The sequence below is a fragment of the Tunturiibacter lichenicola genome (genome assembly GCF_051013355.1).
GTDB classification, from domain to species: domain Bacteria; phylum Acidobacteriota; class Terriglobia; order Terriglobales; family Acidobacteriaceae; genus Edaphobacter; species Edaphobacter lichenicola_F.
Genome location: NZ_CP132944.1, coordinates 3,353,302 through 3,380,299, shown reverse-complemented (window position 1 = coordinate 3,380,299; position 26,998 = coordinate 3,353,302). Strand labels below are relative to the sequence as shown.

The 26,998-nt window shown below is 58.9% G+C and carries 22 protein-coding genes; 15 read left to right on the top strand and 7 right to left on the bottom strand.

Features of this window, described 5'->3' with window-relative positions:
- Positions 1-3 precede the first annotated feature (3 nt).
- Positions 4-1,593 carry a hypothetical protein gene (locus RBB82_RS14210; protein ID WP_433971299.1) on the bottom strand — a complete coding sequence of 530 codons (1,590 nt, stop codon included), beginning with the start codon at positions 1,591-1,593 and terminating at the stop codon, positions 4-6.
- Between the two features lie 190 nt (positions 1,594-1,783).
- Here RBB82_RS14210 and RBB82_RS14205 point away from each other — a divergent pair, with 190 nt between their 5' ends.
- Positions 1,784-3,172 (top strand): TldD/PmbA family protein, encoded by a 1,389-nt coding sequence (locus tag RBB82_RS14205; RefSeq protein ID WP_433971297.1) that lies wholly within the window; start codon positions 1,784-1,786, stop codon positions 3,170-3,172.
- 7 nt (positions 3,173-3,179) lie between these two features.
- Here the strand turns inward: RBB82_RS14205 and RBB82_RS14200 are convergent, their stop codons facing one another.
- A complete protein-coding gene (locus RBB82_RS14200) occupies positions 3,180-3,491 on the bottom strand; it encodes a hypothetical protein (RefSeq protein WP_433971295.1) in 312 nt (103 codons plus the stop codon).
- Positions 3,492-3,599: 108 nt separating this feature from the next.
- On the opposite strand from RBB82_RS14200, the gene RBB82_RS14195 reads away from it, so the two are divergent.
- From RBB82_RS14195 to RBB82_RS14180, 4 genes are all read left to right on the top strand, one after another.
- On the top strand, positions 3,600-4,979 hold the full coding sequence (locus RBB82_RS14195; protein ID WP_433971294.1) for an excinuclease ABC subunit C: 1,380 nt from the start codon (positions 3,600-3,602) through the stop codon (positions 4,977-4,979).
- A gap of 117 nt (positions 4,980-5,096) precedes the next feature.
- Positions 5,097-6,329, top strand: coding sequence for a hypothetical protein (locus RBB82_RS14190; protein ID WP_433971293.1), 1,233 nt, complete (start codon positions 5,097-5,099; stop codon positions 6,327-6,329).
- Between the two features lie 235 nt (positions 6,330-6,564).
- Complete coding sequence (gene rpe, locus RBB82_RS14185) at positions 6,565-7,242, top strand: ribulose-phosphate 3-epimerase (protein ID WP_433975385.1); 678 nt, start codon at positions 6,565-6,567, stop codon at positions 7,240-7,242.
- Between the two features lie 113 nt (positions 7,243-7,355).
- The gene (locus tag RBB82_RS14180) at positions 7,356-9,095 is read left to right on the top strand and encodes an outer membrane protein assembly factor BamD (protein WP_433971291.1); all 1,740 of its coding nucleotides are present in this window, start codon (positions 7,356-7,358) and stop codon (positions 9,093-9,095) included.
- Between the two features lie 218 nt (positions 9,096-9,313).
- On the opposite strand, the gene RBB82_RS14175 is transcribed toward RBB82_RS14180, so the two are convergent.
- Together RBB82_RS14175 and RBB82_RS14170 are read right to left on the bottom strand one after the other, a co-directional pair.
- The gene (locus RBB82_RS14175) at positions 9,314-9,844 is read right to left on the bottom strand and encodes a hypothetical protein (protein WP_433971289.1); all 531 of its coding nucleotides are present in this window, start codon (positions 9,842-9,844) and stop codon (positions 9,314-9,316) included.
- A gap of 97 nt (positions 9,845-9,941) precedes the next feature.
- Positions 9,942-10,436, bottom strand: a complete 495-nt coding sequence (locus RBB82_RS14170) for a hypothetical protein (protein ID WP_433971287.1) — start codon at positions 10,434-10,436, stop codon at positions 9,942-9,944.
- Between the two features lie 129 nt (positions 10,437-10,565).
- Between RBB82_RS14170 and RBB82_RS14165 the strand changes: the two genes are divergently transcribed.
- From RBB82_RS14165 to RBB82_RS14155, 3 genes are all read left to right on the top strand, one after another.
- Positions 10,566-13,427, top strand: coding sequence for a valine--tRNA ligase (locus RBB82_RS14165; RefSeq protein ID WP_433971285.1), 2,862 nt, complete (start codon positions 10,566-10,568; stop codon positions 13,425-13,427).
- Positions 13,428-13,507: 80 nt separating this feature from the next.
- Positions 13,508-14,365 (top strand): ATP-binding protein, encoded by an 858-nt coding sequence (locus RBB82_RS14160; RefSeq protein ID WP_433971284.1) that lies wholly within the window; start codon positions 13,508-13,510, stop codon positions 14,363-14,365.
- Positions 14,366-14,510: 145 nt separating this feature from the next.
- The gene (locus tag RBB82_RS14155) at positions 14,511-16,430 is read left to right on the top strand and encodes an alpha-L-arabinofuranosidase C-terminal domain-containing protein (RefSeq protein WP_433971283.1); all 1,920 of its coding nucleotides are present in this window, start codon (positions 14,511-14,513) and stop codon (positions 16,428-16,430) included.
- A gap of 19 nt (positions 16,431-16,449) precedes the next feature.
- Here the strand turns inward: RBB82_RS14155 and RBB82_RS14150 are convergent, their stop codons facing one another.
- The 3 genes from RBB82_RS14150 to RBB82_RS14140 are packed head-to-tail and all read right to left on the bottom strand — an operon-like array spanning position 16,450 to position 17,694.
- Positions 16,450-16,875 (bottom strand): LIC_13387 family protein, encoded by a 426-nt coding sequence (locus RBB82_RS14150; RefSeq protein ID WP_433971281.1) that lies wholly within the window; start codon positions 16,873-16,875, stop codon positions 16,450-16,452.
- Positions 16,872-17,387 (bottom strand): SRPBCC family protein, encoded by a 516-nt coding sequence (locus tag RBB82_RS14145; RefSeq protein WP_433971280.1) that lies wholly within the window; start codon positions 17,385-17,387, stop codon positions 16,872-16,874. Before RBB82_RS14145 ends, RBB82_RS14150 begins: the two co-directional genes overlap by 4 nt.
- A 1-nt stretch (position 17,388) precedes the next feature.
- Entirely contained in the window at positions 17,389-17,694 is a 306-nt protein-coding gene (locus RBB82_RS14140) for an ArsR/SmtB family transcription factor (protein ID WP_433971278.1), read from the bottom strand.
- 126 nt (positions 17,695-17,820) lie between these two features.
- Here RBB82_RS14140 and RBB82_RS14135 point away from each other — a divergent pair, with 126 nt between their 5' ends.
- The 7 genes from RBB82_RS14135 (at position 17,821) to RBB82_RS14105 (ending at position 26,993) form a co-directional block, all read left to right on the top strand.
- On the top strand, positions 17,821-19,026 hold the full coding sequence (locus RBB82_RS14135; protein WP_433971276.1) for a DUF2252 family protein: 1,206 nt from the start codon (positions 17,821-17,823) through the stop codon (positions 19,024-19,026).
- Positions 19,027-19,472: 446 nt separating this feature from the next.
- Positions 19,473-20,357, top strand: coding sequence for a carboxylating nicotinate-nucleotide diphosphorylase (nadC, locus tag RBB82_RS14130; protein ID WP_433971274.1), 885 nt, complete (start codon positions 19,473-19,475; stop codon positions 20,355-20,357).
- A gap of 8 nt (positions 20,358-20,365) precedes the next feature.
- Positions 20,366-21,184, top strand: coding sequence for a biotin--[acetyl-CoA-carboxylase] ligase (locus RBB82_RS14125; RefSeq protein ID WP_433971273.1), 819 nt, complete (start codon positions 20,366-20,368; stop codon positions 21,182-21,184).
- A 27-nt stretch (positions 21,185-21,211) separates the two neighbouring features.
- Entirely contained in the window at positions 21,212-22,033 is an 822-nt protein-coding gene (locus RBB82_RS14120) for a type III pantothenate kinase (RefSeq protein ID WP_433971272.1), read from the top strand.
- 56 nt (positions 22,034-22,089) lie between these two features.
- The gene (locus RBB82_RS14115; RefSeq protein ID WP_433971271.1) at positions 22,090-22,800 is read left to right on the top strand and encodes a hypothetical protein; all 711 of its coding nucleotides are present in this window, start codon (positions 22,090-22,092) and stop codon (positions 22,798-22,800) included.
- Positions 22,797-24,104, top strand: coding sequence for a 23S rRNA (uracil(1939)-C(5))-methyltransferase RlmD (gene rlmD / locus RBB82_RS14110; protein ID WP_433971270.1), 1,308 nt, complete (start codon positions 22,797-22,799; stop codon positions 24,102-24,104). Before RBB82_RS14115 ends, rlmD begins: the two co-directional genes overlap by 4 nt.
- Before the next feature lie 69 nt (positions 24,105-24,173).
- On the top strand, positions 24,174-26,993 hold the full coding sequence (locus RBB82_RS14105; protein ID WP_433971269.1) for a ComEC/Rec2 family competence protein: 2,820 nt from the start codon (positions 24,174-24,176) through the stop codon (positions 26,991-26,993).
- Positions 26,994-26,998 lie beyond the last annotated feature (5 nt).

The following is a 26,998-nucleotide window of genomic DNA, read 5'->3' as shown; positions in this document are numbered from 1 at the left end:
GCATCAAGGCCTCTGAGCACGTCGCTCCCACAACTCCTCTGGCGCACCTTGCTCCTCCAGAGGAAACACCTGGGTCAGGTGATAGTTCTCTTGCACGTACCTGCGGAACGGCGCGGAGTTGCTAAGCGTCGTCGCCGCCCCTCTGCTGTCCTGCGGAAACATCACGATGAAGCGCGCACGATGATCTTCAAGCCATGCCAGAACTGCGGTCACCTGTTCTGGCCGCGTGAAGCCATCTTCGTTGATGAACTCCACAACCTCAGGCGTATCGAGCGCGAGATAGAGGGATAAGGCAGTTTTATTAAAGAAGGGCTCATGCGGCTGAGTATGCTCCGCGAGCCATCGAAACTCATTGAACTGAAGCCGATCGACAAAAGCCGTGCGGCCAATCGGCAGATCGAGCACGCCATGCCACTGCGTCACACGATGCACCGACAACACAACCGCAAACACAGCTGTTGCCGTCCAGAGAACGCCGCGGACAACCGTCATCATCCGCGCAGCCCCGCTGCACAACCATACGAAGACAAGAATTGCAGGGGGAGCGACCGTACACAGACGAAAAAACCTCGGCCCGCTCACGATGGAAAGAAAGAGAGCCAGCCCCACTAGGTGCAGCAACATCAGATGACGACGCTGCCCCTGCGGCGCGTCCGTGCGTGTGCGCCAGAGCTGGTAAAGTCCTGCGAAGTACACGTACGGAACAACCGCGTAGATAAACACATAAGGGATCGCTCGAAACGCGTCACCCGGGCCGCTGACCCGCGGAAACTGATGAAGATACGTTCGCGGTGAGTTCACATCACCAGTCAAAAATCGTGGAGCAAACTCAACCAGGTCGAAGAAGACAACATGCAAACCGGCCCTGTAGACATAGTATCCAAGCACTCCGGCAACCACCGCAGCATAGGGCAGCACAAACGCAGCAAGCCGTGCTCGCGTTGTATTTGCTTCGCCGGTCGAACCCCTGTTCCACAGCAGATAGACCAGCATCGCGGTAAAGACGAGAGCGCCCTGCGTCTGTGTCAGCAAAGTCGCCAACGCGCAGAACACGCCCGCCCACGCGACTCGCACAGCACCTTCACCTCCCATAAGAACATTGACCGCAATCAGCGCAGCAAGCGTGCTGAACCAATGGTGCGTTAGATCGTGTGCACTGTTCAGATCAAAGACCAGGAACAGTGCGCCCGGGAGCAGAACAAACGGCCCGCGCACTATCTTTGCCGCAATCGAAGTCACCACATAAAACATCGCGAGTCCGAACGCCACACCGCACGCCTGTATCACCCACGCATGCACGCCGAAGAGCCGGAAGACCGCCGCATACAAAAGGTCCGTGCCCGGAGTCACCAATTCGAAGAAGTCGCGGTACATCACGCTGCCATGCAGGATGTGCACAGCCCGGCCTAAGAACAAATCTTCGTCGCCAACCGCGACCAGAGGAACTCCCGAAAGCAGAAAGCCTCGCAAATACAAAAACACCAGCGCCACGAACATCGAAACCATTAAGGCGAAGCGCGAAAGACCGCTCTTCTGCAACGGCGAAGATGTTTCTTTGGCGATAAAACTTCTGCTGTCCTGAGCTTGCGGCACACTGCCAATCGTAACCAATCGAAGTCCGCAAACCCAGCCCGCAGATAACATTCCTGGAACAAACTATAGACACCACCGCATACAAGGCGCGACCACGAAGTCGTCACGCGTTCGAAATGAACACTCCTGCCTCGGTCCTGTAGCCAACGCTTCCTCGTCCACAAATCCGAAAAGCGGTATCCTCAAGGCAATGCCGACTCAGACCACCACCGACCTCCAAACCCTCGCCGCAGACGTACTTTCAAAAGCCCTCAAAGCCGGAGCCACCGATGCCGAGGCCGTCGTCTACGAAGGCGACGAATTTTCAGCGCTCGTGCGGCTCGGACAAGTCGAAACCCTGAAGGAGTCAGGCTCGCGAGCAGTAGGCCTCCGCGTCTTCATCGCTTCAGGCAAAGCCCAGCGCACCGCCAGCACCTCCTCCTCCGACTTTTCGACCGAGAGCATCACACGCCTCGTCGAAGGCGCCATCACCCTCGCAAAGATCACCAGCGAAGATCCATTCGCCGGCCTGCCCGAAGCACACGAGTTCGGAAAGATCGAAGAAGATCAGCACCTCTACTTCGACGATGTGAACGCGATGCCGCCAGCCGAGCGCATCGAGATCGCACGCCGCACCGAAGCCGCTGCTATGGCCTACGACACGCGCATCCAGAACTCCGGCGGCGGCGACTTCGACACCTCTACCTCGCACAAAATCCTGATGAACTCACGTGGCTTCACCGGCGAATACCGCCGCAGCTACTGCGGATTCTCTGCCGCACCCATCGCCCACGACGAAAAGGGCAACATGCAGCGCAACTATTGGTTCTCCAACTCGCGCACCGTAACAAAACTGGAGAACCCCGAAGAGATCGGCCAGGAAGCCGCCCGCCGCACGTTGAAGCGGCTAGGCGCACGTCAGGTCAAGACCCAGAAAGCTCCAGTCGTCTTCTCGCCCGAGATCGCCCGCTCCATCATCGGCAACATCTTCGACGCCGCCAACGGCGACGCCATCTACCGCAACGCCTCCTTCTTCAGCGGAATGCTCGGCGAGCGCGTCGCAGGCGAAAACATCACCGTCATCGACGACGGCACAATCATTCACGACGGAATTGGCGGCTTCGGCACGAAGCCCTTCGACGGCGAAGGCCTCCCCACTCGCCGCACCGTACTCGTCGAACGCGGCATCTTGAAGAACTACGTCATGAACACCTACACCGCGCGCAAGCTCAACATGAAATCCACCGGCAACGCCTCACGCGGACTCGCCGGCAACCCTGGCATCGGCGCCGGCAACTTCTTCCTCGAAGCAGGCATACTCACACCCGAACAAATTATCGGCGACATCAAATCCGGCCTCTACGTCACCGAAACGATGGGCTTCGGCGTCAACCTCGTCACCGGCGACTACTCCCAAGGCGCCAGCGGCCTCTGGATCGAGAACGGCGAACTCGCCTACCCAGTCGAAGAGATCACCATCGCCGGCAACCTAAAAGACATGTACAAAAACATCGTAGCCATCGGCAACGACCTCGTCTTCCGCGGAGCCAGCGCCGCTCCCACAATGCGCATCGAAGGCATGACAATCGCAGGCGCGTAAAACATGATCATTGCGGGTCGCCGAACTCGCGTCTTGTCTCTCTAGCGCTTTGCCAAGACGACCAGACGAAGGCGACGCGCAACACAAACCAGAGAAAGAAAGCCATCGCACAGTACACAAGGATTCTGCCGACTGGCTCGGCATAGCCGTGCAGAAAGTTTCCTTTCGCAAATGGCACGATGCATAAAATGTTCACCAGGAGCGCCGTCCCTGCCCACGCCGCCGCTTTGATCATTTTTCTATGCCTAGCTGCGACGTAAACTTCGAACTCGACGGCTTCCTTTGCATCCCATTGTTCTTGTGGCTCAACGTTGAACAAGAAAACCTCACAGGTGATTGCCCGTTCATGCTATCGGAAATTTGCATGACAATCGCAGGCGCGTAAGTTGTAGCGCATCGTGAGTTAACCGCGACTACAATTCTCGGTGTGGCAACGACCTTCCATTTCGAACACGCGCTAGATTTCACTCCGGCCCAGGCAGACGAGATTCTACGCACCATCCCTCCACTTCCCGGCGTCTTCGCACTCTGCGGCGCAAGAAAAGAGGATGCCCCCTACCTCACGCAAACCACCGACCTCCGCCGTCGCATGCGTCGCCTCCTCGACCCACCCGAGTCGCAATCCAAGCGTCTCAACCTCCGCGAAAAAGTAGTGCGCATCGAGTACTGCGTCACCGGCTCAACCTTCGAATCCTCCCTCGTCCTCTACCAGGCCACCGCCGCGCACTTCGGATACACCGAAGCCCGCCGCCGCCTCAAACTCCACACCCCATACTTTCTCCGCATGACCATGGAGAACGCCTTTCCCCGCGTCTACTCCACCAACAAGCTCTCCAAGCGCGACCTCGCGCAGATGTACGGCCCCTTCCCCTCGCGCCTCGCCGCCGAGCGCTACTGCGACGCCGTCCTCGACCTCTTCAAACTCCGCCGCTGCTACGAAGACCTCGCCCCTTATCCAGAGCACCCCGGCTGCGTCTACGGCGAGATGAAGAAGTGTATCGAGCCCTGCAAACAAGCCTGCACCCCGGACGAGTACGCCGCCGAGACCGCAGCCGTAAAAAAATTCTTCGACACCCGCGGCGAAAGCATGGTCATCGACATCGGCCTCGAACGCGAGGTAGCCTCCTCCGCAATGCAGTTCGAAAAAGCCGCTGCTCTCCACGCGCAGTGGCAAAAGGTGAAGGCCGCTCAAGCCCTCGTCGATTGGCTCGTCCGCCCCATCCCCAAACTGCGAGGAGTCATCGTGCAGGCAGCAGGTCAGGAGCAGGAGCACACCGAACAAGCATCGTTATTCCTCCTAGACGGCGGCTGCATCGTCGGTCCCGAACGCCTCTCGACCCTCGGAGTCCGCGCCGTACGCGAGCAGACAAGCGTCGGCAGCTCCCTCTTCGCACAGCCGTTAATGTTGCAAGCCGTCCCGCTCGAAGGCGAGGCCGCAGCAGCCGACTCTCCCGAGACGCGAGCGGCCAACGTTCTCTCGCTGCTCGAAAAAAGAATCGAGCCATCGAACGATCTCGCTTTGTTAAGCGACCATCTCTCCCTGCTACGCCGCTGGTACTACCGCCCCGAAAAGCAACGCGTCGGCGAGATCTTTTTCCCAAATGAAGACAGTGGCGAAAAGGGAGCGTGGCCAATCCGCAAGGTCCTCCGCGGCGCAGCCCGCATGGTCCTCGGCGACCCGAAACCACTAGCCGAAACCCAACGCGACGCCGCCAAAGAAGCCGCAAAAGACATCAAGACGAAAGTCCTCCACGAAGGCCGCCCCGACGTCGAAAGAGTCGTCCCTGTGCTACCAAAGAACCGCTAATCACACATTTTTTCTAAGGCAAACATTCTGATGTAGCATTCGGAAATGCGTCGAGCCTTTGGTCGGTTTGTTTTAATTGCAAGCTTGTGTCCGTTTGCGCCTCAAATATCAGCACAAGTGTCAGGAATCCCCCAAGTCGCGGGCGAGCAAATAGATGGAACGATCGCGCTTGATCGCGCTCTAAAGGCAACCTCTCCAACCTACGATGGCAAACCCTTTCATGCCGTCATGGAAATTGGAACCACCGGAACTCCATATTCGGGGAGAATTGAAGTCTGGTGGGTGAACAAGACGAAATATACCTTGAAAATCACATCTCCGAAGTTCAGCCAATCGAAGACGGTAAATGGGGATTTGGTTCAAGAGAAGAACGAGGGAGATTATTACCCACGTTGGCTGGAGAACTTCGTTCTAGCGCTCATCGACCCCGTACCGATGGCGAAGAACTTTCGTGACGGCACGGTTGTGATCGGCGCTCAGGTAACGCAAAGCTGTCTACGCCGCGATGATCGTCCTAATGGAATAACCGATCAGACAACGTGGGGGCAGGTCTGCTTTACCGGGCCCGAACCCCGTCTCTCTTACATTTTGACTTTCAATGACTCGATGGAGTTCAAGGACTGGAAAAAATTTGGCGATAAGCAGATTGCGCGGACCTATCAGACCGACGTGCTCGACTTTCAGCCAGTTGTGGGAAAACTTGTGAAGCTTGAAGAGCTCCAGCAACCCGATGGAGCGATGTTTACCGTGAGTACAGCGACACCATGCGATCAAAGAATATCGACAACATTTGTATCAACGCTCACGGAAGAGAGTCTGGTCGAAAAGGCGCCGGAGATCCAATGGCCAACGGTACGGGAAGGCAAGACCGACGGATACATGATTGTCTACGCACGAACAGACCGCACGGGACAGGTCAGGGAGACCGCGAAGCATAACTCGGATCAACCAGGCCTTGAGAGCTTTGGTATGGAGCAGGCTTTGCAATACAAGTTCAAGCCACTCATCGTCGACGGAGTGGCCCAGCAGATGGAGATGCCGCTCGTCCTCCACTTTTCCTCCCATCTGGCAGACCCTTTGCCGATCCTTTCCGTCGAAGACATGAAGAAGCAAATGACTTCGTGCGTGGTTGGCAAGCTCCCACCCGGAACAGCCAAAGGAACTGTCGTCCGGATCAGAGTTTCGGTCAACGAAACAGGAAAGATGACAGGCATGGGGCCTGTCGGTCCTGGAAAAGGGAGTGATTGGATCGCAGCCATGGCAAAGATTAGGACCTGCCAGTTTGCACCATACATCGTGAACGGAAAGCCAACCTACTATAAGGGCGACATCGAGTTGGTAGCACCATAGAAATCTGGGGCGCGGGTGCCTGCCCAGAAAGCCATAGGTTGTAGCGCAAAAGCCACCAGAAGAAGAAAAGAAGCGCACGATAATCTCTTCCGATTCTGCATCGACACCCTCCAGACACTTTGGCTTTCTTTGTAGACGCCCCTAGCGCATGGCGGCAATTATAGGCATCTTCCTTGAATTACCGCCCCACCCACCATCCCGCACGCTGATAAACTCTCACACAGGAGCAACCCACGTGATCGAACTCGCCGCATCCATCCTCGCAGCCGACTTCGCCCACCTCGCCGACGAGGTCGCAGCCGCCGAGCGCGGCGGCGCCACCATCCTCCACGTCGACATCATGGACGGCCACTTTGTCCCCAACATCACCTTCGGCCCTCCCGTCGTCAAGGCCCTCCGCCCCGTCACCAAACTCCCCCTCGACTGCCACATGATGGTGGAAAACCCCGACGACTTCATCCAGGACTTCGCCGAAGCCGGCGCCGACATGATGACCGTCCACCAGGAGGCCTGCCGCCACCTCCATCGCACCCTCCAGCACATCGTCCAGCACGGCATGCTCCCCGGCGTCGTCATCAACCCCGCCACCCCCGTCGACACCCTCATCGAAGTCCTTCCCATGCTGCACTATGTCCTCGTCATGAGCGTCAACCCCGGCTTCGGGGGCCAAAAATTCCTGCCCCTGGCACTCGACAAAGTCGCTCACCTCACCGAACTGCGCGAGGAGATGGGACTCAACTTCCGCATCGAAGTCGACGGCGGCGTTGCTCACGATACCGTCTCTCAGGTCGTCGAAGCAGGAGCGGACATGCTCGTCGCCGGTTCTGCCATATTCAGCCCCGGCAAAACCGAACAAAACGCCCAGGAGTTTCTCAAGCTCGCCCGAGCAGCTATCCCGGCACAAGTCGCATAGGAACGATTAGAATAGAACACAGCCTGAGCGCCCTTGCGCGAGGCGGATGGGGTCTATAGCGGATGAATCAGCGTTCTTTTTTTCCCAGTGTCAGGGCCAGCGTTTTGGCAGGAATGGCAATCGCAAGTCTCTTAATCGGATCCATCAGTGCAATGGCGCAAGTCACCGGATCTACGCAGACCACGACCGACGCGAATGGGCAAGCCCAGCAGAACGTCACCCTCTCCGCAACACCAAACAAAAAGGACAAGGTCGTCCAATCAAAGGACACCAAGAAAGAGCTGCGCAAAGAGAAGACCATGAAGCCGGCCGACGCGCCTGACGCCAAGCTGCCCGACAAGGTGCTCTACGACAAGGCGATCGACGCGACCAAGCGCGGACACTACGACGTCGCCCGCCTCGATCTCCAGACCCTCCTCAATACCTATCCCGACTCGCAGTATCAAATGAAAGCCAAGCTCGCCATCGGCGACAGTTGGTACAAAGAGGGCGGCACCGCAGCCCTCACTCAAGCCGAGAGCGAATACAAGGACTTCATCACCTTCTTCCCCAACGCCCCCGAGGCCGCCGAAGCACAGATGCGCGTCGGCGACATCTACTTCCGACAGATGGACAAGCCCGACCGCGACTACGCCAAGGCGACACACGCCGAAGAAGAGTACCGCCTCATGCTCCAGCAGTTCCCCGAGTCCACCCTGGTACCGCAGGCCAAGCAGCGGCTGCGTGAGGTCCAGGAGGTCATGGCCACACGCGAGGCTTCGATCGCCGCCTTCTACGGCACGCACAACAACTACCCCGCGACCATCGCCCGCTACCAGACCGTCGTCGACACCTATCCGCAGTTCAGCCACATGGACGACGTCCTGGTCGGCCTCGGCGATGCGTATGAGGCCGAAGCCCGCTTCGTTCGCACCATGAAACTCCCCGAAGCCGGCAAAGCAAGACTCGAAAAGATCTACGATGACCAGGCTGCCGCTGCCTACACGAAGGTCGTCCTCGAGCACTCCGCTTCACCCCACGTCGAAGATGCACGCGACCGCCTCGAGGCCATGGGCCTGCCGATCCCCACACCCACTCCAGAGCAGGTTGCAGCCAGTGTCGCGCTTGAAAACAGCCGCCGCCAGTATCGGCTTCAGGATCGCGCCCGCCTCCTGGTCCTCCATCAACCGGACGTAGTCATGGCCGCCCGCGACGGCGAACCGACCCTCGCCGACCCCACTCCGACCATCGCGCCACACATCACAACCAAGATCATGGCCGACTTCAACAGCGCGATGAATCCCAACGCCCCGGCTGGCAATCCTTCTGGCCTCAACCCGCAGCCGGCAGCAGAGAACGCGGCGGCTCCAGCATCAGAAGCTCCAGCAGCCGCTGCCCCGGCGCCACCGGCCGCACCGCTTGCACTCCAGGACGTTCCTGCGGCAGACGCCGGCAACACTGGCGGATCGGCAGCAACCTCCAGCGTAACCAACGCCGCCCCCACCGCTCAGCCAGCCGCCGGCAACAACGTCGGGGTTGAGATCCTCACACCCGGTGTAACAGTAGGCCCGCCAGCAACCCCAGCCGCAGCAGCAACCGGAGCAACACCCGCGGCGACACCCGCGCAATCCGCCCCAGTCCCCGACGGCGGCTTGAAAGCAGTTGGCCCACCAACCAACGCATCCACCCTGCCCCCTGTCGAGAAAGCGGACAAGGCTCCCGATGCCGTCAACGACATCCAGCCTGGAACACAGGCAGCCGCGCAGACAGGCAATGCCAACGGAAAGAACGGCAAACCGGCCTTCGACAAGAGCGAAGAGTCAGACAGCAAGCACAAAAAGAAGAAGGGCCTGTCCAAGCTGAACCCTTTCTAGAGCACCACCGCAGTTGGTATGGAGTCACACCGCAGTCGGTGTAGAATCGTTTTCGCTTTTTTGCTGTCATTCCCGAAGGGAATCTGCGTTTGCAGTCCCTACACCATAAGGGAAACTGCCATAACGCCTACTCGAATCTCAAACAAAAAGAGGATGCAGCCGTTGAGCTGCATCCTCTTTTCTTGCTTCGGTGAAACGGCGTCCAGTCAGGAAAACCGTCACGAAGATTGATTGACGACAACCCGGCGGCGACCGCGCGGCGCAAATAAAAGGGCAGAGAGAAGCATCAGAGCAAGCACACCCGCCAAAGCAGCAACCAGCGGACTCAACGAGATACGCGGGTGCGTCTCCTGTCCGTGCGCTACCTGCACGTGCGAGAGGTGCCCACCCATCACATACGCACTCCCCGAGAGCGACTCGTCCGTCTCGTAAACCGCATTGCCGCCCAGCACGACGGTATCGCCGCCGACTCGAGCCTGCGAATCCACAACGGCGTTGCCTCCAATGACGGTAGCGCCGCCTTCCACGCGGCCACTCAGGTTCAGGCTGCCGAACAGCACAAAGACGTGCCCCGTCAGGTCGCCTTCCACCTGTACCGAGCAGAACACGCACGTCGCATTATGCACCTGCTGCCCCGACGCGACATAAATGTCTTCACCAAAATAAGTCCGATTGCCCGGCAGCTGGCCGAGCGCAGCCGAGGCGAGCACAAACATAAGAAATAAGCTGCGGAGCGCGTGGGTCGGCAAGGTTCCCCCAAAGATAACGGCATGCATCGGTTGATACGCAGACAACAGCAGGCAGGTTCCCAGTGTTCAATGTCCTGCCATCCCCGGGAACGGCCGCCTAGAAGCCGCGCCCCCCAGGATACGCAGGAAACTGGTATCGGTTACGCCGCACAACATAGACAACCAGCCAGATCACCCCGGCCAGGATCAGGAACGGAGCAATCGGAAGCAGTAGCCAGATACGCCCCGGCAACACAGTCTCCTCGCCTCGAATCGCAGCCCCGGTGGCCATCTTCGTCTCCCCCGCCGCTATGGCTACATCGCCACCGACCGAGGCATCCTCGCCCATTACCAGGTCTCCGCCCAGCGAAGCGATGTCGCCCGCAATATTGCGGCCCGCATCCACCGTCACTGTTCCAAGAAAGGTCGCAATATCTCCCCGCACATCGCCATGAACCCGCACCGTACAGAAAGCGCACGCGATATCGCCCGCAGACTCTCCATCCGCGATCACGATGTCAGTCCCAACCCCAACACGATCCTGTCCGGAGTTGGAGAAGCCGAGGGATACAACAGGTATCAACAGAGCAGCAGCGAGGAGCAATCTACGCATGGAAGACCTCGTGGGCTAGTGTACGGCGACGCATGCATTCGTGAAACGCTTTTCTCGAAGCTCCGGCCCGTCGCCGCCAACTCAGCCTTCAGCGCGCTAAGGCAACTGGATGCTACCCTTAAAACACCGATGAGCCAGGAACTTCCAAAAGCATACGATCCGTCCACTATCGAACAACGCTGGGCCGAGTACTGGGTCAAGGAACATCTGTTTGACGTTCCGACACCAGAAACTACGCACGACTCTGCAAAGAAGTTCACCATTCTTTTGCCGCCGCCCAACGTCACCGGCCGTCTCCACATGGGCCACATGCTCAATCAGGCCGAGATGGACATCCTCACCCGCTGGCACCGTATGCGCGGCGAAACCTCCCTCTGGGTCCCCGGCACCGACCACGCAGGCATCGCCACCCAGATGATGGTCGAGCGCCAGCTCAAAGAAGAGGGCAAAAACCGCAAAGACCTCGGCCGCTCCGCCTTCGTCGAAAAGGTCTGGGCCTGGCGCGAAGTCTACGGCGGCGCCATCCTCGATCAGATGAAGCGCCTCGGCGCCTCCGTCGACTGGTCCCGCGAGTACTTCACCATGGACGACCGCCTCTCCCCCGCCGTCAACGAGGCCTTCGTCCGTCTCTACGAGCAGGGCCTCATCTATCGCGGCGCCTACATCGTCAACTGGGACCCCAGCATCCAGACCGCCGTCTCCGACCTAGAAGTCGAACACGAAGAGCGCCTCGGCAAGCTCTACCACATCCGCTACCCGCTAGCCGACGGCAGCGGTTCGATCGTCATCGCCACCACCCGCCCCGAGACCATGCTCGGCGACGTAGCCGTAGCCGTAAACCCCACCGACGAACGCTACAAACATTTGGTCGGAAAAACACTCATCCTTCCGTTGGTCGGTCGCGAGATCCCCATCCTCGCCGACGACTGGGCCAAACCCGAGTTCGGCACCGGTGCCGTCAAGGTCACCCCCGCCCACGACGCCAACGACTTCGCTATCGGCCAGCGTCACAACCTGCCCAACCTCACCATCCTCGACGAAACCGCCCACGTCCTTCTCCCCGGCTCGCCCTACCACGGCCTCGACCGCTACGAAGCGCGCGAACGAATCATCGCAGACCTCACCGCGCAGAACCTCCTCGTCGAGATCAAAGACCACACCAACTCCATCGGCCTCTCGCAGCGCACCGGCGTCGTCATCGAGCCGCGCCTCTCCCAGCAGTGGTTCCTCGCCGTCAACAAAACACCCAACACCGGCGGCGACAGCATCGCAGCCAAAGCCATCGCAGCCGTAGCTCAGGGCCACATCAAATTCACGCCCGACCAGTACCGCAAAACCTACGACGAGTGGATGAAGAACATCTACGACTGGTGCATCTCCCGCCAGCTCTGGTGGGGCCATCGCATCCCCGCGTGGCACTGCAAAGGCTGCGCAGGCATCACCGTCTCACGCACAACCCCCACCACATGTGGCAACTGCAACTCCGCCGACATCACGCAGGAGACCGACGTCCTCGACACCTGGTTCTCCTCCGGCCTGCTTCCCTTCACCGTATTCGGCTGGCCCAACCCCGACCCCGACACCGGTATGCCGGACCTCACCCCCGATCTCGCAACCTTCTACCCCACGCAGCTTCTCGTCACCGGCTTCGACATCCTCTTCTTCTGGGTCGCCCGCATGATTATGCTCGGCACTCACTTCATGCTCGACGTCCCCATGCCCGACGGCAGCCCCCGCACCCTAGCCGACGCAGTCCCCTTCCGCGAGGTCTACATCCACGGCCTCGTCCGCGACGCCGACCGCCAGAAGATGTCCAAGACCAAGGGCAACGTCATCAACCCCATCGACATCATCGAGCGCTTCGGCACCGACGCCGTCCGCTTCACCCTCGCATCGATGGCCTCCCCCGGCACCGACATCGCCTTCAGCGAAGCCCGCACCGAGGGCTACCGCGCCTTCGCCAACAAGATCTGGAACGCCGCCCGCTTCCTCTTCATGAACATCGAAAACGCGAAGACAGCCGGCTACAACACAACCATAAATCCGGGTGGCCCATCCTTCGCGCAGTTTGCGAAGGGTGGGTTATCGAGCGAAGCTCGACCGTCTTCGCCCGCACTTCACGAAACCCTAGCCCTGCCGACCGACACACCACTAGAAACCCGCTGGATCTTCGATCGTCTTAGCGCCGTCTCCTCCGTGGTCGAACGCGCACTCGCCGACTACCGCTTCGACGAAGCCGCCAACGCCATCTACCAGTTCTTCTGGGGCGAGTTCTGCGACTGGTACCTCGAGCTCGTCAAACTCCGCCTCAACTTCACCGAAGGCGCAGAGAAAAACGCAATTACTGCGCTCACCCTAGCCTCTCTCGTCGGCGTCTTCGAAGCCGCTCTTCGTCTGCTCAGTCCCTTCATGCCCTTCCTCACCGAAGAGATCTGGCATGCCCTCTACGAAGGCAAGCCACCCGCAAAATCCATCGCTCTCACGCGCTACCCGCAAGCCACCGACTTCCCCGCCGACCCCATCGCCGCCAGCGCGATGCAAACCCTCCAGGAACTCATCGTCACCGTACGTGGCCTGCGCAAAGAGCTCGGCGTCCCCGAAAAAGAGCCCGCCCCAATCGTCATCCACGCCAACAATCGCATCGTCGCGCTCACCGACGCCAATCAAGACGTCCTCGCAAAGATGGCGCGCGTACAAGCCGTCGAGTTCGCCAGCGAGCCACTCACCGGCACCAACGCCCGCAGCACCGCAGACTTCGACGTAGCCGTCCTCTACGAGCGCCAGATCGACATCCCCGCCGAACGCGAACGCCTCACCAAAGACCTCGCTAAATACGAGAAAGGCCTCGCCGCCGCCGACAAGCAACTCAGCAACGAAGCCTTCACAGCCAAAGCCCCCGCCCACATCATCGAAGGCCTGCGCAAACAATCCACCGAAACCCGCATCCTCTACGACAAAACCAAAGCAGCCCTCGACGCTCTCGGCAATTGACGGAGCAGGCTAATCACACCATCGAGCAATGGTCTCGCCTAGGTTGATGCTCTAGAATTCAACTCGTCCCGGAGCACGACATGAGCCGAGTTCTCATCATCGGAAGTCACACCCCGATCAGCCGCGAGATCGGTCGCGCACTCACGGCCGCTCACTTATCTACGGTGTATTCGGCAGGCCCCGCCGATGCTCTGAAGCGCCTGCGTGCCCGCCGCTTCGACGTCGTCATCACCAGCGCCGACAGCGATATCGATGAGAACCTCGCGCTTCTCGAAGAGATGCGTTCCATCAGGCCCGACCTGAAGTGCATCGTCCTTGCCCAACACAGCACCCCCGACAAGGTCATCGCCGCATTACGTGCCCAGGTCTTCGGCTGTTTCACCCCTCCCTTCGACATTCACGAGATCGCAACCCTGGCAGCCAAAGCAGCATCCGACAACCAATCCCGAGATGACATCGAAATTCTCTCTGCCCGGCCCGGTTGGGTCTCCATCCGTGCCAACTGCCGCCTCGTCACAGCCGAGCGGCTTCTTTCGTTTGCCAAGGAGCTCAGCGCCCAACTGCCCGCGGACGCAAAACAGGAGATCATCCAGGCCTTTCGGGAGATCCTGATGAACGCCATGGAACATGGAGCGAAGTTCAACCCCGAGCAGGTCGTCGAAGTGCATGCCATTCGCACCGCCCGCACCATGGTCTTCCGTGTTCGCGACCCCGGCACCGGCTTCCAGAAAGAGTCCCTCGCCCACGCCGCCGTTGGAAATCCCGATACCGACCCCACCGCCCACATCCTGCTACGCAAGGAGCAGGGAATGCGCGCCGGAGGATACGGTCTTCTCCTCGCCAGCGGCACCGTCGACGAGCTGATCTACAACGCCATCGGCAACGAAGTAATCCTCATCAAGTACCTCGACACGACCGTACACAACGACAAGCCTTAAATCCTGCAAACCCACCCAAGCCAAACCCGCTTCGACATCCAAACCAACAAACGATTGCCACGCTTGACGCCGAACCGACCGTCAACTAGTGTGGCTGCACGCGTCAAGTAAACGTTATCCCGTCGCAACCCGAGGTCTCCTCCGCATGCGTCTCTTCCTCCAAGGCTCCCTGCTCCTCGCAATCTCCCTCCCCGCCATCGCGCAAGGAACCGCCACCCTCACCATCGACACCGCCAAACCCATCGCCAACGTAAGCCCCACGCTCTACGGCATCATGACCGAGGAGATCAACTACTCCTACGATGGCGGCCTCTACGCCGAGCTCGTCAGCAACCGTACCTTCCAGACAAACCGCGGACCCAACCTCGAAAACTGGACCCTCATCCAGAACGGCGACTCACGCGCCAGCATCGCCATCGACAAGACCACCGGCCCCAGCACCGCCATCCCCCACAGCCTCAAGTTCACCGTCACCGCCGCCGACCCACAATCTCAAGCCGGCTTCTACAACACCGGCTTCTGGGGCATGAGCCTCCATCCTTCGACCACATACCAAGGCTCGTTCTACGCCAAAGCCGACAGTACCTCACTCGGCAGCATCACCATCCGCCTCGTCAACAACAACACCGGCGCAGTCGCCGCCTCCACCACCGTCCCCGCAATCGGCAGCACATGGCAGCAGTACAAATTCACCCTCAAAACAACCACGCTAACCCCATCCGCCGCCAATCATCTCGAGTTCCTCGCACAGCACCCAGGCACGGCGTGGTTCTCCCTCATCTCGCTCTTCCCCCCAACCTACAAAGACGAGCCAAACGGCAAGCGCATCGACCTCATGGAGATGCTCGCCGCCATGCACCCCGCCTTCCTGCGCTTCCCCGGCGGCAACTACGTCGAAGGCGAACACCTCAACGAGCACTACGAGTGGAAAAAAACAATCGGCCCACTCGTCGACCGCCCCACCCACCCCGCACCCTGGAACTACCGCTCCTCCGACGGCATGGGCCTGCTCGAATACCTCACTTGGTGCGAAGACCTACACATGGAGCCGCTCCTCGCCGTCTTCTCCGGCTACTCCCTCCTCCAGGAGCACATTCCCGCAGGCAAAGACCTCGAGCCATACGTCCAGGACGCACTCGACGAGATCGAATACGTCACCGGCGACACCTCCACCCACTGGGGCGCCGAGCGCGCAAAAGACGGACACCCCGCACCCTTCCATCTCACCTTCATGGAGATCGGCAACGAGGAGTACCACGACGAATCCGGCACCTACGACGCTCGCTTCGCCCAGTTCTACAAGGCCATCAAACAGAAGCACCCCGAGCTGCAACTCGTCGCCGCCGCACCCGTCACACTCGTTCGCCCCGACATCCTCGACGACAACGACCACGCCCTCCACACCCACTTCTATCGCACCGCGCAGCAGTTCTTCGTCGACACCCACCGCTACGACAACTACGACCGCAGCGGCCCAAAGATCCTCGTCGGCGAGTGGGCCACACGCGAAGGCTCACCCACCACCAACCTCGGCGCAGCCCTCGGCGACGCCGCATGGATGACCGGCCTCGAACGCAACAGCGACATCGTCGTCATGGCCTCCTACGCGCCTCTCTTCGTCAACGTCAATCCCGGCGGCATGCAGTGGCCGAGCGATCTCATCGGCTACAACGCCTCCATCAGCTACGGATCGCCCAGCTACTGGGCGCAGGTCATCTTCAGCACCCATCTCGGCGACAAGATCCTCTCCTCCACGCGCGACGCAACCAACCCGCGCCTCTTCAACTCCACAACCTACGACTCGAAGGCCCACCGCCTCCACCTCAAGCTCGTCAACGCGTCGTCACTACCGCAGTCGGTTGCCATCAAACTGACCGGAGCAACTCACGTTCACAATAAGGCGACCATCACCACACTCAGAGGCAAAACCACACAAGAGACCAACTCCATCACCGACCCCACCAGAATCGTCCCCGTAGTCACCACTATCACCAACGCCGCAGACACCTTCACCCACACCATCCCGCAGTACACCATCCAGGTCCTGGACATCGACCTCAACTAGCCCAGCAAAATAACTCTGATCAGGCAGCAGATCGCCGCAGCGAAACCGCGCCCATCAGAAAACACGCCGCCGCAACTGCCGACAGCACCGCAGGCCCAGCTCCGAAGTATCGCAGCGAGAGCCAAAGACCAACGCACTGCAACACAAACAATCCCCACGCAATCGTGCGCACATCGGTACTCCCTCGTCCCACCATCGAAGCCAGCATCCACGTCAGCCACGCAACAAAGATCTGGCTCGCCGAGATCGACAGACCAAAGCCCCTATAAAACTCGCCATAACTAATCGTCGAACCCGACTCCGAAAAGTGCACGTTGTTCATCGCATCCCATACCGCGCGACCCTCCGCCGCGTGCGGACGGAAGCTCAAAAACCCGTAGGTGTGCCCGATAGCAAACAGCACCATCAACACCGCCGCAACGCGCAACCACACCACCGCCCTCATGCCGCATCCACCTGCGCACCAAACTTCTCCAGCACGCCGATCCATCCACCATTCACCGACTCATGCATCTTCGACCAGCCCGCACCGTGCCGCTCGATATGACGATGCTCCAACTCCACCAGCGTCGTCCCATCATCCGCAGGCGTAAACCGCACTTCCACCTCACTGCACTTGCCCAGATCCGGTTCAAACGTCCAGTCCGGACGTATCTGCCACGCCATCACAAAAAGATGCGGCGGCTCCCACGTCACCACCGAACCCCACGGACACACCGTCCCATCCTCCTGATCCGTGTAGATCGCGCCCATCGGCCTGCCCTCCACCACAACCCGCTTCATTGGCGACTTGCCAATGTGGTGTGTCCTCGGCCACCAGCTATCCATCTCCTCGGTAAACACGCGGAACGCCTTCGCAACATCGGCCCGCACGCGAAGACTCTTACGCACCGGCTCCAACTCCTGCAAGTCCGCCACTAACGTCGCTTCATCGACCGACACCTGTCTCTCCGGCATGTCACTTCTCCTCAACCTTCGCTTGAAATGCTTCCAGAGCCTCGCCCCAGAAGTTATCGAGATACGATCGCAACAATGCAAAGCCCTTCGGATCCAAACTGTAGTACCGTCGCGTGCCTGACGCCTCATCACGCACCAGCCTCGCCTCCTTCAACACCCGCAAATGCTGCGACACCGCAGGCCGACTCACCGGAAGGCCGCGCGCCAACTCACCAACCGGCAGCGGCCCTCGGCGAAGCTTCTCCAACAGGGCCCGCCGCATGACGTCTCCAAGAGCGTCTAGTTGCTGCTGTTGGTAAGTACTCACTTACGGTAAGCTAATACTTACAAAAGCTTTCGTCAAGTCATCTTTTCTGTCCAACGCCAAAAAATAACAGGATGTTGAAACAGGTGCAGACAAACCACTTACGCACTTTCTGCATCAGAAATATTGATGCAGAAAAAAATAGTTGAAATCAAACCAACAGATCGCCTCACTGTTCTCGAAGAACGTCGCCGCATGAAGATGGCCCGCTCCGCCCACGCCTACGTCCGTGGAAGCACGCTTCAGTTCTACGACTGGCTCAAAACCGACTCGTCCGCAAAGCTCCCGCAGGGTCCTCCCATCTGGATCTGTGGCGACTGCCACGCCGGCAACCTCGGCCCCGTCGCCAACGCAGACGGCAAGGTTGAAATCGAGATCCGCGACCTCGACCAGACCGTCATCGGCAACCCCGCCCACGACCTCATTCGCCTCGGTCTCTCGCTCGCCACCGCCTCCCGAAGCTCCGACCTGCCCGGCGTCACCACCGCCCTCATGATGGAGCAGATGATCAAGGGCTACCAGCAGGCGATGCTCCCGAGCCGCGCAAAGAAGGCCACGAAAAAACCAAAAAAAGTCCGCCCCGTCGAAACCGTCCTCCACCAGGCGGTCAATCGCGAGTGGAGCCATCTCGCGCAGGAGCGAATCGAGGACGTCAAGCCGACCATCCCTCTCGGCGACCGCTTCTGGGCCCTCTCCGACGAAGAGAAGGCAGAGATCACCAAGCTCTTCGAAACCGAAGCGGCACGCAAGCTGATCACCTCACTCAAGCACCGCGACGACAGCGCAAAGATCCGCGTACTCGACGCCGCCTACTGGATGAAGGGTTGCAGCTCCCTCGGTCGTCTTCGTTACGCCGTCCTCCTCGGCGTCGGTCCAAAGAAAGACAAAGAGTATTGCCTCGTCGATATCAAAGAGGCCATCCGCGCCGCCGCGCCGGCCACAAAAAACGCCGACATGCCAAAAGACCCCGCCCAGCGCGTCGTCACCGGAGCCTGCAATCTATCGCCCTATCTGGGTGAGCGCATGCTGGCTGCAAAGTTTCTCTCCCGCTCCGTCGTTCTGCGCGAGCTGATGCCTCAGGACCTCAAACTCGAGATGGACCGCCTCACCCGCGAAGAGGCCGTCGCCGCCGCAAGCTACCTCGCCGGAGTCGTCGGCAAAGCCCACGCCCGTCAAATGAACGCAGCCACCCGCAAACGCTGGGCAGCGCAACTCAATCACAACCAATCCAAAAACCTCAACGCCCCAAACTGGATGTGGCGCAGCATCGTAGAACTCATCGCCAGCCACGAAACCGCCTACCTCGAGCACTGCCGCCTCTACGCAACAGCCTAGCCCCAAACCATAACTTGACCACAGCTCGAATGCAGAAGCCGTCATCCTGAGCGCAGCCAAATGTAAGAGTCGTCATCCTGAGCGCAGCGAAGGATCCCTGTCTTTGCATTTGCTGCTGCGTTTCCCTCAAACGGCCAAGACAAGCGTCATCTCGACCGAAGCGGTTCACAGCCTCACCGTGAATCGCGTAGTGGAGAGACCCCCGTATTTCGTCTTCACTTTCCACAGAAATATTTCAAAAACGTGGCGTATTTTTCGCCTCCCGAGATCATGCTCCAAAACACCACGAACTCACCACCAACCACCACAAATTCACCATCAAAACACCACATTAAAATCGTCAATTTTCCAAAACCCCATCCAAAAACACCCGAAAAACAACAAAAACTCCCCTCCACCACCACCCAAATTTTTCCCTGCAAAAAATACAGGTTTAGGATTGAAGAATGGACTGGAAGAGCAAACGGATCAGCACCATCCTTGAAGCTGCCCTGGCGGAAGATAAAGTAGCCAACGACGTCACCACCGCTCTCACCATCGACCCAGGCCTCCGCGCCTCCGGAACCATCGTAGCCAAGCAGGCCTGCGTCATCTCCGGACTAGGCTGTATCCCCGTCTTTCTAGACATCTTCGCCAAGATGTCCACCGTCCCACCCGGCCGTTTCGAAGTAGTCAGCCACCCCGAGATCTTCGACGGCGTCAAGGTCAAAAAAGGCCAGACGATCGCGGTCATTCGTCACAACGCCGCGTCAATCCTGGCCTGCGAGCGTGTCATCCTCAACCTCATGCAGCGCATGAGCGGCATCGCCACGCTCACCAACGAGTTCGTCAAAGCCGTCGCCGGAACAAAAACCAAGGTCCTCGACACCCGCAAAACCATCCCCGGCCTGCGCGCCCTCGACAAATACGCGGTCTGCTGCGGCGGCGGCGTAAACCACCGCCTCGACCTTCAAGATGGAATCCTCATCAAGAACAATCACATCTCCCTCGGCGGCGGCCTCCCAACAGTATTGGAACGCGCACTGCAAGGCCGTAAGACCGGACAAGTCGTCCAAGTCGAAGTCCGCAGTCAGATCGAACTCGATCAGGCAATCGCTGGCGGCGCAGAGTCAATTCTGCTCGATAACATGACGCCATCGCAGGTAAAAAAGGCGGTCAAACAGATCCGCACGACACTCCCTACCGTCCCAATCGAAGCCTCAGGCAACATGAACCTCAAGACAGTACGCGCCTACGCCCTGGCAGGCGTGGACTTCGTGTCCGTCGGCGCTCTCACGCACTCTGCCGCCGCTGCTGACCTAAGCATGCGAATCACGGCAGACATCTACTGAGGACCAGCGTGAGTAACTCATTCGACGCATCCAGCGTTTCGGCGGCACTGGCTGGAACACCCTTCGCAGCCCGCCTTCAACATCTCGCAACAGTAGACTCCACCAACCTCCTGGCCCTTGCAGCCGCGCAGGCAGGCGCTCCGCACGGCAGCGTCTGGGTCGTAGACGAGCAGACCGCAGGACGAGGACGCGGCGGTCACGGATGGCACTCCACCGCAGGCGATGGCCTCTACGTCAGCGTTCTTCTCCGCCCACAAATTGCGCTCATCGACGCGCTCTGGCTCTCGCTGGCGACTGGCCTTGCCGCACAGTCAGCCATCACAACAGTCACAGGCCTTAAAATCGACATCCGCTGGCCCAACGATCTTCTGATCGGCGAAAAAAAAGTCGGCGGCATTCTCGTAGAAACCTCCACTGCCGCCTCACAGTCAGACACACCCGCGACACTGCGATACGCCGTCATCGGCGTCGGCATCAACGTAAACCATCAAGACTTTCCTCCAGAACTCGAAGCACTCGCAACCTCGTTACATTGCGAGAGCGGGAAATACTGGGCAAGAGAGCATCTGCTGATCGAGTTCTTGCGAGCGCTGGAGCAGCAGGTCGCTCAACTCGAAGCAGAGTTACGCGGACAATCCACCGTCCCCGCGCTATTGGACCGATTCGCTGCATCCTCAACCTGGGTCCACGGCAAACGCGTCCGTGTAGACGAAACCGGCGGCTATACTGGCGTGACGGCTGGGCTCAATCCACGCGGCTTTCTGCTCGTGGCTGGCGACGACGGAGTCTTGCACACCGTGATCTCAGGCGGCGTTCGGTCGTATTGACCAGAAAAAATAGTAGGAGATAGCGCAATGCTACTGGCAATGGATGTCGGCAATACCAACACGGTCCTCGGGCTCTACCGCCTGGCGCACGACACTGCCAACCCAACCACCGGACCGGAGATGGTATCGAACTGGAGAATCACCACGCCATCCTCAAAGCAGACCAGCGATGAGTTCGGCATCCTGCTGAGCAATCTGTTTGCACTCAAAGGGCTGGAGATTGGCGTCGTCGACGGAATTGCAATCTCCTCCGTAGTCCCCCCGTTGGACTCGACGCTACGGCAGGTCTGCGAGCTCTACTTCCACGTCAAACCGGTGTTCATTGAGCCCGGCGTCAAGACCGGCATCCCCGTCTTGACAGACAACCCCGCAGAACTCGGCGCCGACCGAATCGTCAACTGCGTCGCGGCCTTTGAACGCTTCGGCGGCCCCTGCATCGTGGTAGATATGGGCACCGCGACAACCTTCGACGTCCTCTCAAAGAAAGGAGAATTTCTCGGCGGCGCAATCGCCCCAGGTCTCGGCATCTCTGCCGACGCACTCTTCTCCCGAGCCGCCCGCCTCCCGCGAATCGACATCAAAAAGCCCGCTAAGGTAATAGGAACAGGCACAGTCGACAACATACAGATCGGCCTCTACTACGGCTACATTGGGCTCGTCGATGGCATCCTCGAACGAATGATCGCCGAGATGGGACCTGAGACCAAAACCGTAGCCACCGGAGGCCTCGCACGACTCATCGCAGGTGGATCGAAGTACATCGGAGCCGTCGACGAGATGCTCACCCTGACCGGTCTCCGCCTCATCTACGAGCGCAATCTGGACAGGCACAGGAAGCGCGGAACATAACTCACGCAGCACAGTTTAGGCACGCTCCAGCACATGGGATTAAGCTGTAAGAGCGGATGCAGAATTACTTCAACTACTTTACGGAGATCGAGGAACGGTTCCAGCAGCGGCGCGGTTCGTTGTTGATGTTATCCACCCTGGATTGGGCTCTCATTGAGACCTGGCGCGAGGCTGGAGTTCCCCTCGAAGCGGTACTACGCGGCATCGACAACGCCTTCGACAAACATGACGCAAAAGCACTTCGCTCCTCTGGCAGAACACGCAAGGTAAACGGTCTCGCATGGTGCGCGCAAAGTGTAATGGAGGCAGTAGAGCAGGCAATGGATGCATCGATCGGTACCGCGCCAACCAAAGAGAATGTTGACAGCGGTTTCGAGACCGAACGCGTTGCGAAATATCTGGAAGAAAACGCTGCAGCCATCGAAGCCGCAACGCTCCATGCTCCAGCCGACGCAACGGCTTCCGATGTTGCCACGCGTTTGAGGTCTTTGGCGCTCGGTCTTCGCACCGAGCCCGTACACTCGCTGGAAGAACTCGACCGAACGCTCAGCGTCCTCGAAGAAAAAATGCTTGCGGCGCTCATGACAGCAGCACCGGAGGAAGAGCTGACAACATTGCGCGAGCAAGCAGCGAGAGAGCTCGCCCCCTATCGCGGCAAGATGCAAGCCGTGCAGATCAAACAGGTGCAGCAACAATTTCTGCAAAAACGAATACTGGAAGCACGCAAACTCCCGCGACTTAGCCTCTTCTATATGAGCCACGAATGAAGCTACAAATCGAAAAGATGGTGTATGGAGGAGCGGGCCTCGCCCATCCCACCGAAGGCAAAGGCGCCGCAGGCGCAGTGTTCGTGCCATTCACCCTGCCGGGAGAGTTAGTAGAAGCTCGTCTCACAGAAAAGAAGAGCGCTCACGAAGAGGCGTCGCTCCTGAACGTACTGAGTGCCTCCGAAGATCGCACCACCCCAGGATGCAAACACTTCGGCGAATGTGGCGGCTGTCACTACCAGCACGCAAACTACACCGCCCAAGTGAACGTAAAAACTGCGATCCTGCAAGACACCCTCGAGCACGTAGGTCTAACAGTACTGCCAAAGATACAACCACGCGTCGGCGAACAGTGGGGCTATCGAAACCGCACGCGGTTACGGGTCGAAGAGATCGAAGGTACTTTGAGAGTCGGTTACAACCAGCGCGGCTCCAACCAGTTCCTTGCGATTCAAGAGTGCCCAATCCTGGCACCTCTCCTATGGCACGCGGCTGAAGCCTTATTAACCATCGGGGCTGATAACTCAACGGTCGGACGCTGGGCCCGAACCATGTCCGAGGCAGAGTTCTTCACAACAGCCGACGAAAAGAAGCTCCAGATGTCGGTCTTCATCCAGAAGAAAAATCAACCCGGCTTCTCTCAGTTTTGCGACAGCATGAAACAACACGTGCCGGAACTAACTGGAGCTGGTTCTTCTCTTATCCCGCCAAAGAGTCCGCAAAGACAGGTGCAAAAACCGCGTCCTCTCGAAGATTGGGGAGCAAAAGGGCTGACCTATCAAACCACACGCGAAGACTACTGGGTCGGTCGAGGCAACTTCTTCCAGGTCAATCGCTTTCTCGTCGAACAACTCATCACCATCGTGACAGAAGGCAGGCGTGGCCAACTGGCATGGGACTTATACGCAGGGGTAGGGCTCTTTTCAAAGCAACTAGCAAAAGAGTTCCAGCAAGTCGTGGCCGTCGAAGCTGCCGGAACGGACCTTACAAACTCATTTCGCGGGCCAGGCAAGCTTGCAGTAGAAGCGACGACGGTTGAATTTCTACGCAACGCAGTCGTGCAACGAGAACGGCCCGAACTTATAGTCATGGATCCCCCACGTGCCGGCGTAGGAGCGGAGGTCTGTTCGTTTCTGGCGCGAATCGCAGCACCTGAAATCATCTACGTCTCCTGCGACCCGATAACGTTAGCCCGCGACCTGAAGATGCTGGCGCAGGCTGGCTACAACATAGTAGAGCTACACCTCGTAGACCTGTTTCCTCAGACGTTTCACCTGGAGACGGTTGTGATTTTACGCAGGTAATCGCGAACACATTTGTGTTGAAATGGTAACTAAGTGCGGTCCGCAGGTAGAGTATTGAAGACCGAAAGAATGAATGGGCCGAACCCAGATCTTTGGCCGAAGGCGGTTGCACGCGTCCCAGCGCTCGAGTTCCGCCGAGTCCCTGTTCTAACAGCCGTGTGCTGGTTCGCACTTGGTGAAGTAATCGCCCGGAACCATCCCCCCACACTCATTCTCCTAATTGCAACCACGCTTCTATCTTTGTTGACGGTTGCCGCACTGCGGTGGTCACTGCGAATCGCAATCGTGCCTCTCGCAGCGCTCTGGATGGCAACAGGCATCTGGTGCTCGGAGATACAATCAGTCCCTTCAACACAGCACTCGCTGGCAGCGTATACAGACGGTCTAAGCCGACAGGTTCGCGGCCGCGTAGTGCGAGTGCGCGAGTTGCTCACTCAGCAAGAAGACTCCGATCACGACAAAGAAGCAGGCTGGTGGCCCGAGAAAGAAGAGACAGACGAAGCCGCCGCAATCGGCGCACTCTCGATCGACATCCAGGTCGATTCCATAGAAGAAGTAACGCCTGACATCTCGCGAATGGTCCCCGAGACCGGCGGCGTCCGTATGAATATCATCGCCGACAAGCCGACAAAGAGTGACGCAACAGGAACCACGAATGAAACGCCTTCGCTCACAATAGTCGGCCCGCTGCCAAAGTTGAAGTGCGGCGACATCGTCGAAGCTCCAATGCGGTTGAAGCTCGCCGAACGCTATCGCGACCCGGGAGCGTGGCAGTACGCCGACTATCTTCTCGCACAGGGGATCGGCGCTCACGCCAGTGTGCGTACCTCAAAAGTGATGGTACTCGGCAAAGCGGATATAACACCGTCTACACAAACCGATCCCCCGGCGCAGTGGCAGTGCAAAGTCTTTACCGCGCAGAGCTGGGCCTCTGGACGTGTACTCGGCTACGTTCACTCCAAGGCGAATCGCAGACTACCCAGAATGATGCGGCTCAGCTCAGATGACGCCGGCATGCTCAACGCCATGCTCTTCGGCGACCGCGCCGGACTCAACAAATCGCAGCGCATCGGATTTGAGCGGACAGGTTCGTTTCATCTCTTCGTCGTCTCGGGAATGCACGTAGGCCTCTTGGCCGGCATCGTGTTCTGGCTGGCGCGAAGACTCAAACTGCACGAGTGGCTCGCGACTCTGCTGACCATCGGACTGACCTTCGGCTATGCGGTACTGACGGGCTTTGGAGCTCCCGTGCAACGTGCGCTCTTCATGACGGTGATCTTCTTACTAGCTCGGCTGCTATCGCGGGATCGAAACGTTCTCAATGCATTGGGAGCGGCTGCACTCGGAGTATTGGTCTGGTCTCCCGCAGCTTTATTTGAAGCCAGCTTCCAGATGACGTTCCTGGCGATCATAGCGATCGGCGGCATCGCGGTTCCTCTAGCGGAGCGCAGCTTTTTACCCTACGCTCACGCAGCGAAAGACATCGAAGACATGTGGATCGATGGAACTCTTCCACCTCGCGTCGCACAGTTTCGCCTGATGCTGCGCCTCTGGAGTGAGGCCGTCGTAAACTTGCTCGGCAAATGGGCCGAAAAGTTATTGCCCTTATCAACTCGCTGGAGTCTTTGGGTGCTGGAGTTAGCGCTGATCGGTGCTGTAGCTGAAATCGTGATGGTACTGCCAATGGCAGTCTACTTTCACCGCGCAACGATGTTCGCCGTTCCCACCAATATGTTGAGCGTGCCATTGGTGGCAGTTCTTGCTCCTACGGCGGTCGTCACATTTTGCGCATCGCTCATCAGCCCTTGGGCAGCGATGGTGCCGGGTGCAGCGACCGCACTCTTGCTGCACGGAGTCACCGGCATCATCGGCCGCGTAAGCGCCGTTCATGCAGCAGACCTGCGCGTTCCTGCGCCAACGATATGGATCGCAATGGCCGCTGTTATGGGCTGGGCGCTCTGCTGCTGGTTCGTGCGTAGATCACGCGGTTGGGCATGGGTTGCAGTCGTTGCCCTACCGTTGATTGCCCTTGCTGTACTTTGGCCCGAACGAGCACTCGTATCGCCGGACATGATGGAGGTCACAGCCATCGACGTAGGACAGGGAGACTCCATCTTCATCGTAGGCCCGGACGGATCGACGATGTTGGTCGATGCAGGCGGCCCGGTCGGCGGAGTGACCGAAGCCGCTGAAGCAACCAGCCGCTTCGATGTCGGCGAAGAAGTCGTATCGCCGTATCTCTGGTCACGCAGATTTCGCCGGCTCGACACCCTCGTCCTCAGCCACGCGCACAGCGACCACATGGGTGGAATGCCCGCCGTGATGCGAAACTTCAGGCCTCGCGAGCTTTGGGTCAGTATCGATCCCAACTCCGACGCTTACCGTGCCCTCCTGTCAGAAGCAAAGACCTTCGGAGTTGTGTTACGTCACTTCTATGCTGGTGACAAGGTGGCGTGGGGCGGAACTCAGATAACGGTGCTCGCCCCAGAGAGCGGCTACACCAATCCCCGTGAGCCAGTGAACAACGATTCTCTGGTGATGCGGATGCAATACGGCGACGCCTCGGTCCTGCTCGAAGGCGACGCCGAAGCTCCCAGCGAACGCGCGATGATAGCGAATGGACGCGTAGCTACCGTCACTCTGCTCAAGGTCGGACACCACGGAAGCCGCACCTCAACAACGCAGGAGTTCCTGAATGCCGCCGCTCCCAGGGACGCCGTAGTATCCGTAGGCAAGGGGAATACATTTGGTCACCCCCGCTTCGAAGTCATAGAGCGAATCGCAGAAGCACGTACTAAGCTGTACCGAACAGACGAGTTCGGCCTGACTACATTTTTGTTGGGACGAGACGGCCGAATCCGTGAGATTCTCGATGCGTCTAATCAGTAAGTAGT